Raw genomic sequence first — 9,056 nt, 5'->3', positions numbered from 1 at the left:
GCTGACCGGGTCAGAGCCGGTAGTTCTACCGCTAAACTATCTCCCAAGCGGTGAGTGGGTGTTTACCCATCACGGCTGAGTGACGCAAGGGGGTCTTTCCACTTTTTTTGAAAAAACTGATATTTTTCTTGCGGTAAGACGTTTTCCCGTCTCATGCTGCATATTCAAGGTCCCAGCACGGGCAAAATCGGGAGCCTAAACAAGATGATGAGGCAAGGAACGGAGCAGAGGCTTTCAGGTCAGGCGCAAATTCGCGCGTCTGGTGCCCGTCAGGCCGGTCCGTTCTTTGGGGCCATTGATCTTGGGACGAATAACTGTCGGCTGATGATTGCCGCAGGCACACCGAATGGGTTTCGGGTCGTGGACAGTTTCAACAGATCCGTTCGGCTGGGCGAAGGTCTGCGTGTCAGCGGCCGACTGGCTGAAGAGTCTATGACACGCGCGCTCGATGCCCTGCGTATTTGTGTCGAGCGTATGCGGCAATGGCCCCTCTCCCATGTTCGCGCTGTGGCCACCGAAGCCTGCCGTCGCGCCGTGAATGGTCGGGAGTTTCTTGAGCGGGTGCAGACCGAAATTGGTCTGACCATCGATATTATTACGGCGCGTGAGGAAGCAGAGCTCGCGCTGGAGAGCTGTTCTCCCCTCTTCCGGATGCCGTCACGGCCACCTTCTCAATCCGAACGTGGCGTTCTTTTTGATATTGGCGGTGGCTCCACTGAAGTTGCATGGGTGCGTGTTGATCAGGAGCGTAAGTCTCAGACACTGATTGGGACAACCAGCATGCCTGTGGGTGTCATCACGCTTCAGGAGATGTTCGGTGAAGGCCATGGCTCTTCCTATGAAGAGATGGTTTCTCACGTGCAGAGCCATCTTGTTGGTTTTGAGAATGTCCACCGCATCCGCCGTGAAGTCGCACAGGGGAATGCATGCCTGCTTGGTACGTCTGGTACTGTCACGACCCTTGCCGGTGTTGCTCTGGCGCTGCCCCGTTATAATCGCGCGGCAATTGATGGTCTGACTTTGCCGGGGCAAATCATGCGAAGTGCCATCGACACGCTCCGTAGTCTTTCGCGCGATCATTTGGCGATGCATCCCTGTGTCGGACAGGATCGCGTAAAGTATGTTCTTCCGGGCTGTGCAATTTTCGAGGCAATTCATCGGACTTGGCCTATAGAAGAGGTCACGATTGCCGATCGGGGGTTGCGTGATGGCATGCTGCTGCGTATGGCCCGCGATCATGGTCAGCGTTTCACTAGAGAACGCCGCAGGACCCATCGACATGTAACGCCCCGTTCGAGGGGCCCTCTCGGGAATTACGCCACGATATGAAGCCGCCCAGATCCCGCTCCGGTTCTTCCAAAAAGGATACGGGACCCAAGCGCATCCCTGGAAAAGCTCTCAAGAGTGCTGCCGCACCAGGTGCAGCTGACGCTACTCAGGACGCCTCTACTTCACAGACGGCCCGTAATAAGGTCGTCACCCTCAGAACAGCCCGTGGGCGCACCACGGCACAGCAGCGCTGGTTGAACCGGCAGCTCAACGATCCCTATGTCGCGGCAGCCCGTAAACAGGGCTGGCGTTCACGTGCAGCCTTTAAGCTTATCGAAATCGATGATCGGTTTCACATCATCAAGCCGGGGGCGCGCGTTATCGATCTGGGAGCGGCCCCAGGCGGCTGGTCTCAGGTTGCTGTCAAACGTGGTGCTGGCAACATTGCAGGCGTGGACCTCCTGCCTGTTGATCCTGTCAGCGGTGCCGAGATCATTGAAGGGGATTTCACAGATCCGGAAATGCCTGATCGCTTGAAAGAAATTCTCGGCGGTCCAGCAGATCTTGTCATGTCTGATATGGCTCCCAACACAACGGGCCATGCCGCAACAGACCATATGCGGATTATGGGACTGGCAGAGGGTGCACTGGATTTTGCAGTTCAGGTGCTGGCTGAAGGCGGAAGCTTCGTGGCCAAGGTCTTTCAGGGTGGTTCTGAAAAACAGATGCTTGAGTCCATGAAAAAAGCCTTCTCTTCGGTCAAGCACGTCAAGCCACCTGCTTCCCGCAAGGAATCAAGCGAACTCTACGTCATTGCCACGGGTTTCCGCCCCGAGCGACTAAGCGACGAAGGCTGATCGTTGAACTGACGAGCGCTTTTTTAAAAGCGCTCGTCAGTTCCGGTGCTTGACCGGATCACGTTCCACCTACAGAACGGACAGGATGATCCAGAGCCTCACTGTCATCCTGCTTTATCTCGTGTCGTTGCCGCTTTTTGCGCTCACTCTGGCGCGGCAACCTCATAAAGATCTTCCGCCTTGGGCTATCTGTCTTTCGTTAGTTGCAACCGAGACATCCACATTGACGATCGTCAGTGTTCCTGGGGTTGCATACCTGCACGGATATGTTTTTCTGGGGCTGGCAGTCGGGTATTTGCTCGGACGCGTGGCTGTTGCCTGGTGGTTTTTGCCTCTGCATGAGCGGGGCGCGACATCCATCTATCGGTATGTCGGTCAGCGGTTCGGAACGCGTCTTCAGAAGCTGGTGTCTGGCACGTTCCTGCTGACGCGCCTTCTTGCCGAAGGTGTGCGTTTGTACGCCGGCATGATTCCGGTTTCCCTTTTGTGTGCGAGTATCGGCTATCCCATTCCGGATATTGCCCTGCTTATGGGGATTGTCATTCTCACGCTGGCTTACACGCTGGCGGGCGGTCTGAAAGCTGTTGTCTGGTCCGACACGCTTCAATTGCTTCTCTATCTCGGCGGTAGTGTCGCGTGTGGGGTCGTGCTGTTCAGCCGCTCAGGGACTGATATTTTTCATGCAGCTCCCATGTTTACTGCGGGATTGCCGGCCTTCACCAATCCTTTCTCCATAGCCGGAGCTGTAGTCGGCGGCGCGATTCTTTCCCTTGCCTCACACGGTACAGACCAACTCATGCTTCAGCGTTGCCTCGCCGCAAAGACGCTCAAAGGGGCGCGGGCAGCGATGATTGGAAGTGTGTTTGTCGTGGCGTTGCTGTTTGCCCTGCTCTCATTTGTCGGGGTGGGGTTAAGAGCGCTTTGGCCTGATTATCATGGTGCTCCAGACGCACTTTTCCCGCAGTTTGTTCTGACATTGCCCCCTATTCTGCGCGGACTGCTCGTAGCTGGCATTCTGGCTGCGACAATGGGATCTCTTTCCAGCGCCATGAATTCGATGGCAGCCGCGACAAAAAGCGATTTTTTCCCAAAGAAGACGTTGTCCCTGCGGACGGCGACGTGTTTCTGGGCCGTTCTGCTTGTTGTGACGGCGCTGTCTTTCTCTCACCCGACAGGCTCTGCCGTTGTGTTCGGGCTTTCAATCGCGTCTTACAGCTATGGTGCGACGCTTGGAGTGTTTTTACTGGCTATGGTCGGACATTCACGAGATGAGGCAAATGGGATTGCAGGTTTTGTGACGGCCGTTGTTGTTTTGGCCGGTCTGGCGATGGTCAGGATTGAAGGTCATCCCATCGCCTTCCCTTGGCTGGTGCCCGCAGGCGTTCTGGCGACTTTTGCGGGAGCTAAGGTTTTCTCACAGCTGCGGCGGATGGGCTTCCAGAAATAAGGCCATTGCTTTCTGAGCCATAGCAGCATCCTTGCCCAGCTCGATGAGCGCAGGAATCTGCGACGGCTGCCTGACGAGAGAGGACAACAGTCCGCCAAAATGGATGGCGCCATCCTTGAGGCCATCCCGTGCAGCTGGCGGCAGGCTGCGGGCTGAATCATCGCAGACGACACGAAGGACTGCGAAAGGCTTGCCGGTTCTGGCTATTGCGCCGCTTTCCATATCGACGGCGATGCAGCCTGTAGTCTTGTAGAGACGGGATTTTTCTTCCGCGGTTTCGATGAGGCTGTCGCTATGAAGAATGCGTCCTTGGCGGGCATGCTCTGCCCCGAACTGCCTGCTCAGACCCGGATCGGCCTCGTAACTTGTACCGGTCATGACAACACAATTTGCCACGATAATTGTGCCCGGTTTTACGCTGGTTGATAGTCCGCCAGCGCATCCGAAAGATAGCAGACGTGTTGCTCCAGCGCGCAGAAGCCTCTCGGCTCCTGCCACAGCGCCTGATGCTGTAGCATTGCTCAAAGCAATCGGTGCGTCCGGCAGGAAACGGCGAATGATGCGCGCTTCCTGCTTCATTCCCACTAGAATGCCGAGCATCAGAAACCGTATTCCACGCGACCGGTGTTGCTGGTTCCCAGATTGCGGTAACGCGAAAGAGCCTGAAGCGGGAAGAACTGCTTATAGCCGTGATAGCGGAGGTAAAATACCTTCGGGAAGCCAACAGCGTTATAGGCGTCTTCCTGCCATTCGCCGTTATCATCCTGCTTTGATGTCAGGAAGTTGATGCCGCGCTTAACGGCTTCACTATTACGGCGGCCTACAGCCATCAGCGCGAGAACGGCCCAGGCGGTCTGTGATGGTAGGCTTTCCTTATACGTGCCTGGAGGCGCGCCTTCATAGGTTGCGCAATCTTCGCCCCATCCGCCATCCGCACGCTGAACGTCTTCCAGCCATGTGACGGCGCGCTTCACCATCGGGTCATCATAGGAGATGCCCGCAATGTTCAGGGCGCAGAGAACAGACCAGGTGCCGTAGATATAGTTCGTACCCCAGCGGCCGAACCAACAGCCTTCTTTTTCCTGCTCTTTGCGCAGGTAATCCAGTGCCTTGTCGATGACTGGCCGGTCTTCCGGATGACCAAGCTGGCAAAGGAAAGAAATGCACCGTGCAGACACATCGGCGGTTGGTGGGTCCAGGAGCGCGCCATGATCCGAGAACGGAATGTGGTTCAGCATTTCGAGATCATTATCGATGTCGAACGCGCCCCACCCACCATTGGTGCTTTGCATTCCAATGATCCATTCCCGTGCGCGTTCAATGGCTTCACGGTTCTCTTCAGGATCAACACGATGCAGAAGCATACCGACAACAGCCGTATCATCCACATCCGGGTAGTAATCGTTTTCGTACTGGAAAGCCCAACCACCCGGGCGTAAATTGGGTGTGTTGACTGCCCAGTCTCCTTTGACATCCAGGATCTGGCGGTCCCGCAGCCATTCAGCGCTTTTCTTGAGCTTCGCGATGGTTTCGTCCCGTTTGGTGGGATGAGCACCGGATGCCGCTTCCATCATGGCAAGCCCTGACAGTCCTGTATCCCAAACAGGGGAGACGCAGGGCTGGCAGTAAATTTCGTCTTCTTTTTGAACAAGAAGGTCCTGAATGGACTCCCATGCCGTGACCACGCGTGGATCGCTATCGGGAACGCCAAGCGCGCGATACATCATGACCACGTTGGCCATGGCAGGGTAGATGGCTCCAAGGCCGCCACGGCTCAGGCGCGGCTCAATAAAGCTGATGGCAGCCTTGATGGCCTTCTCATGGATACGGCTAGGAATAAGCGGCAGGACAGGACGAAGGGCCGTGTCCAGATGTTTGAAAGCCCGCCCCCAGATGGAGCGGTACGGGCCACGGATCCAGTCCTTGACCTGTTCAGGTGGTTTGACGAACAGTTCCTGAACATGAATGCCGCGCGGATTAACCGCAATGGGCTTCATAGCCCCCACTGCCAGCATCGGCGCCAGCACGCATCGTGACCAGTACGACATGTTCCAGACTGAGAAGAACGCCTTCCGCGGGAGCAGCATGAGCTCGACCGGCATGACAGGCGTGGCATCCCAAGGCACTTCACCATACAGGGCAAGCTGGATGCGTGTGAACACATTGGACCGGGCAGCCCCACCGTGGTCCAGAATGGCTTCGCGGGCGCGACGCATATGTGGCGCGTCTATACTGTCCCCTATGGCCTTGAGCGCGAAGTAAGCTTTTACACTTGCGGACAAGTCAAAGCCGCCACCAAAATAAAGCGGCCAACCCCCATGTTCGCCCTGGATGCGGCGCAGATAAACGCCAATCTTGTCCTGCTTTTCCTGATCAATACGATCAAGATAATGCTCTAGCAGAACGTATTCGGCAGGAATGGTCGCGTCTGCCTCAAGTTCAAAAACCCAGTGTCCGTCGTCTTTCTGGCGATTGCCCAGAGCGGCATGGGCCCCCTCAATGGCACGGTTGACGTTTTCGGCGTCGACAGGCTTGTGGGAAAGGGTCTCGCTCACACGGTCCTCCTTTTCATCAGGATAGATCAGCATTGTTCAGGTCTCCCGGGACATGCAGCCCTCATTATCGGGAGTTGTGTTACAGCCATGGTTTGGAGAGCACTCATCACGTTTCCGTGTTTTTCACAGCAGAACGGAAACCCAGAGCGCTGACAGCTGCCAGCCCGGATTGAATGGCCCCTTCGATTGTTGAGGGAAGCCCCGTATCCGTCCAGTCTCCCGCAAGTGCCATATTTACGGTGTCTGTCTTCGCTTTGGGGCGACGGCGGTTTTGCTCTGGTGTCGCGGCGAATGTTGCGCGTTTTTCCCGTAGCAGCCGAGCGGGTGGCATCGCGACAGGGAGTGGCTGAGGCAAAATAGGATCCAATGCACGCCGGATTTCAGACCAGATTGTGGCGAGCATCTCGTTGCTGTCCCGATCTGCGTAGCGATTAGCGGCGCTGACCGTGACGGAAAGGACGTCGCCTTTCAGAAAAATCCACTCCGAAATACCACCCACGAGACCAACAAAGCCTGCCTGCGCCACGACGCCCCTCGCCTCTACAGGCGCAGCAAGTTTGAAATGCGCGTTTGCAATGCTCTCGAACGCGTCTGGCACAACCAATTCTGGCAACAGGTTCAGGGTGACTGGAGCGGGTGTAGCGACAATGACGTGGTCTTCCGGCCCAAGCTCAATGCGGCCTTCCGTCGTCTCAATGGCAGTCGCGCGACCATTCTCTCTGATGATGGTGCTAACACGAACGCCCGTGCGGACCGTCGCGTGGTAACGGTTCAGGTATGAAATTGCTGGGTCAACCAGTGTTTCAGAGAGGCCAATTTTTGGAAACCAGGGGCAGCAGGCCATACCGCCTTGTGCAAGAGACTTCCGGATGACGTTTCCCAACAACAGTGCACTGCCAGTGTGCAGATCTGTGTTCAGAACCGAAATGGCGAAAGGCTCCAGGAGACGTCGGCTCAGTTGACCGGGCTTCAGGCATTCTTCCACAACGGTTGTGTCATCAGCCTTCAGGAAACGCCCGAGGGATGCCAGTTCGGAAAGCTTCATGCCTGGGACGCGGCGACCACCCGGTAACGCCCAAAATGGGACTTTTCCTTTGGAAAGGCGAAGTGTCCAGGCCAGATCTTCTGCCAGATCATAGTAAGGAAAGATCGGAATACTGGGCCCTGCCAGTGTGTGACGGGCGCCGAGAATATCCAGATACCGGAATGTCAGGCCGTTTGCCGACAGCAGCAGATGGTTGCCGTTGTCGATCAGGGTATCGAGCGTGCGGTCATGAAAAGAGCGTGCGCGTCCGCCACAGGCAGGGCCCGCTTCGTAAATCGTGACCTGGGCCTGGGCGGCAAGTTCTACGGCAGCAGACAGGCCGGACAGACCCCCGCCAATAATATGAACGTGGCTCATCGGGCTTACTTCACGTATGCCGCCAGAGCGCGCACTGCCCGCCAGCCCTTACTGACTTTCGGAGAAAGCTCCGGATTTTTCCATCCACGCTTTTCGAGTGCGTTCAGGACTGGCTCATAAGACGCTGCCATCATGCGTGCTGGACGCATGGCGGTGCTATCGCATTCTTTCATTGCACGGCGTGCTTCCCGGAAATGATCATGAGCGCGGCGGCTCAGGATACGTGCCACATCATCCAGGCCGTGTGCGTACAGAGCTTCTTTTGGATTATTGGGTACGTTGAAGCGTTCCAGCAGTTCTGACGGAAGGTACAGCCGGTCCCGTGCTGCATCTTCAGCAATGTCGCGTAGGATGTTGGTAAGCTGGAGGGCACGTCCCAGATGTTTTGATACACGGTCAGCAGCGGCGGAAGAGTCGCCGAAGGCACGAACCGAAAGGCGACCTACGGCTGACGCAACGCGATCGCAGTACAGATCCAGGGTTTTCTCGTCAGGTGCAACAATGGGGGCGCCGCAGTCCATGGCCATCCCGTCAATAACGGCGTGGAAATCTTTGGCTTGCAGTTGGAAACGGAAGATCGCTGCGACAAGAACACGGTCCAGCGCGTCTCGCGTTTCTCCCTGATACAGCCGGTCTATGCGTTCATGCCATTCCTGCAAGGCCTGTGCGGGATCAGCGACGCCAGCGTCTCCATCGGCAATGTCATCGACCTGACGGCAGAACGCATAGATCGCAAACATGGCCTGCCGTCTTGCCGCCGGTAAGACCTTCATACCTCTGGCAAAAGACGTCCCGGAGGCTGTGACAATGTGCGCAACATGGTCAAGATCGGCCTGCGCGCAGGGAAGACCAGAAAAAGCACGCGCCCTGCTGAAAACCATGTCTGTCACCTGTTCTGTTTCAGAAATTCTGCGTTCTAGCCCCAAACCCGGATGTCACAAAGCCGACACGAACGGAATGGGATGCCATACGTTTCTATGATGCCAAAAGGCAACACTCTTCCCAAAGGAGTATCCGATGAAGTTCCGTTTGTCTCTGATCCTTCTGTCCTGCCTGACTGCGGGTTCTGTTGCTCATGCAGAATCGTCGACTGCTACTGCCCATGCCGATCACCTGCTCAACGCATCCCATTCCTGGAATGGCGTGACCTACACACCGTATTCAACGTCCCAGCCTGAACTGAGTATGATCCGGCTGACCATTCCGCCTCACACGGCCCTGCCCTGGCATGTCCATCCATTTCCAAACGCTGGCTATGTCCTGCAAGGCACCCTGAAGATTGAAGACCGGGAAAGTGGCAAAACCAGAACCTTTCACCAGGGCGAAGCCTTTGCGGAATCAGTGAATGATGTGCACCGTGGTGTGTCAGGAGATGTCCCGACCGTCCTTCTGCTGACCTATGCGGGCGTTGAGGGTAAGCCGACTTCCATCCCTGTGGACAGGCAGAAGCCAGAATACTGAAATCCGATTTCATTTCGGGCTTTGACAGACAGATCGTTTCGTTTCTAGTATGTTTTCAGACACAC

General features: G+C 56.2%; 8 protein-coding genes. 4 read left to right on the top strand and 4 right to left on the bottom strand.

Features of this window, described 5'->3' with window-relative positions:
• The first annotated feature begins 204 nt into the window (after positions 1–204).
• From ABF979_RS10180 to ABF979_RS10170, 3 genes are all read left to right on the top strand, one after another.
• Positions 205–1,329 (top strand): Ppx/GppA phosphatase family protein, encoded by a 1,125-nt coding sequence (locus tag ABF979_RS10180; protein ID WP_086633238.1) that lies wholly within the window; start codon positions 205–207, stop codon positions 1,327–1,329.
• The gene (locus ABF979_RS10175) at positions 1,326–2,126 is read left to right on the top strand and encodes an RlmE family RNA methyltransferase (protein WP_046901679.1); all 801 of its coding nucleotides are present in this window, start codon (positions 1,326–1,328) and stop codon (positions 2,124–2,126) included. Before ABF979_RS10180 ends, ABF979_RS10175 begins: the two co-directional genes overlap by 4 nt.
• Before the next feature lie 85 nt (positions 2,127–2,211).
• On the top strand, positions 2,212–3,573 hold the full coding sequence (locus ABF979_RS10170) for a sodium:solute symporter (protein WP_415559560.1): 1,362 nt from the start codon (positions 2,212–2,214) through the stop codon (positions 3,571–3,573).
• On the opposite strand, the gene ABF979_RS10165 is transcribed toward ABF979_RS10170, so the two are convergent.
• The 4 genes from ABF979_RS10165 to hpnD all read right to left on the bottom strand — a co-directional run bounded on the left by ABF979_RS10165 (position 3,541) and on the right by hpnD (position 8,411).
• Entirely contained in the window at positions 3,541–4,173 is a 633-nt protein-coding gene (locus tag ABF979_RS10165; RefSeq protein ID WP_415559558.1) for a hypothetical protein, read from the bottom strand. The two genes, ABF979_RS10170 and ABF979_RS10165, sit on opposite strands and share 33 nt — an antisense overlap.
• Positions 4,173–6,161, bottom strand: a complete 1,989-nt coding sequence (gene shc / locus ABF979_RS10160; RefSeq protein ID WP_415559556.1) for a squalene--hopene cyclase — start codon at positions 6,159–6,161, stop codon at positions 4,173–4,175. Before shc ends, ABF979_RS10165 begins: the two co-directional genes overlap by 1 nt.
• A gap of 73 nt (positions 6,162–6,234) precedes the next feature.
• The gene (gene hpnE, locus ABF979_RS10155) at positions 6,235–7,530 is read right to left on the bottom strand and encodes a hydroxysqualene dehydroxylase HpnE (protein WP_415559554.1); all 1,296 of its coding nucleotides are present in this window, start codon (positions 7,528–7,530) and stop codon (positions 6,235–6,237) included.
• 5 nt (positions 7,531–7,535) lie between these two features.
• Positions 7,536–8,411: a presqualene diphosphate synthase HpnD gene (gene hpnD / locus ABF979_RS10150; RefSeq protein WP_215750455.1), complete on the bottom strand. Its 876-nt coding sequence runs from the start codon at positions 8,409–8,411 to the stop codon at positions 7,536–7,538.
• A gap of 136 nt (positions 8,412–8,547) precedes the next feature.
• Here hpnD and ABF979_RS10145 point away from each other — a divergent pair, with 136 nt between their 5' ends.
• On the top strand, positions 8,548–8,991 hold the full coding sequence (locus ABF979_RS10145; RefSeq protein ID WP_415559552.1) for a cupin domain-containing protein: 444 nt from the start codon (positions 8,548–8,550) through the stop codon (positions 8,989–8,991).
• Positions 8,992–9,056: the final 65 nt, after the last annotated feature.

Source organism: Gluconobacter sp., from assembly GCF_047723935.1.
Lineage (GTDB): Bacteria > Pseudomonadota > Alphaproteobacteria > Acetobacterales > Acetobacteraceae > Gluconobacter.
Note: the sequence above shows the minus strand (reverse complement) of the source record. Positions and strands in the feature narration are given on the sequence as shown.

Excerpts from the sequence above, each read along its gene's own strand:
- ABF979_RS10170 (WP_415559560.1), top strand. The coding sequence starts at position 2,212 with ATGATCCAGAGCCTCACTGTCATCCTGCTTTATCTCGTGTCGTTGCCG.
- hpnE (WP_415559554.1), bottom strand. The coding sequence starts at position 7,530 with ATGAGCCACGTTCATATTATTGGCGGGGGTCTGTCCGGCCTGTCTGCT.
- ABF979_RS10145 (WP_415559552.1), top strand. The coding sequence starts at position 8,548 with ATGAAGTTCCGTTTGTCTCTGATCCTTCTGTCCTGCCTGACTGCGGGT.
- hpnD (WP_215750455.1), bottom strand. The coding sequence starts at position 8,411 with ATGGTTTTCAGCAGGGCGCGTGCTTTTTCTGGTCTTCCCTGCGCGCAG.
- shc (WP_415559556.1), bottom strand. The coding sequence starts at position 6,161 with ATGCTGATCTATCCTGATGAAAAGGAGGACCGTGTGAGCGAGACCCTT.
- ABF979_RS10175 (WP_046901679.1), top strand. The coding sequence starts at position 1,326 with ATGAAGCCGCCCAGATCCCGCTCCGGTTCTTCCAAAAAGGATACGGGA.
- ABF979_RS10165 (WP_415559558.1), bottom strand. The coding sequence starts at position 4,173 with ATGCTCGGCATTCTAGTGGGAATGAAGCAGGAAGCGCGCATCATTCGC.
- ABF979_RS10180 (WP_086633238.1), top strand. The coding sequence starts at position 205 with ATGATGAGGCAAGGAACGGAGCAGAGGCTTTCAGGTCAGGCGCAAATT.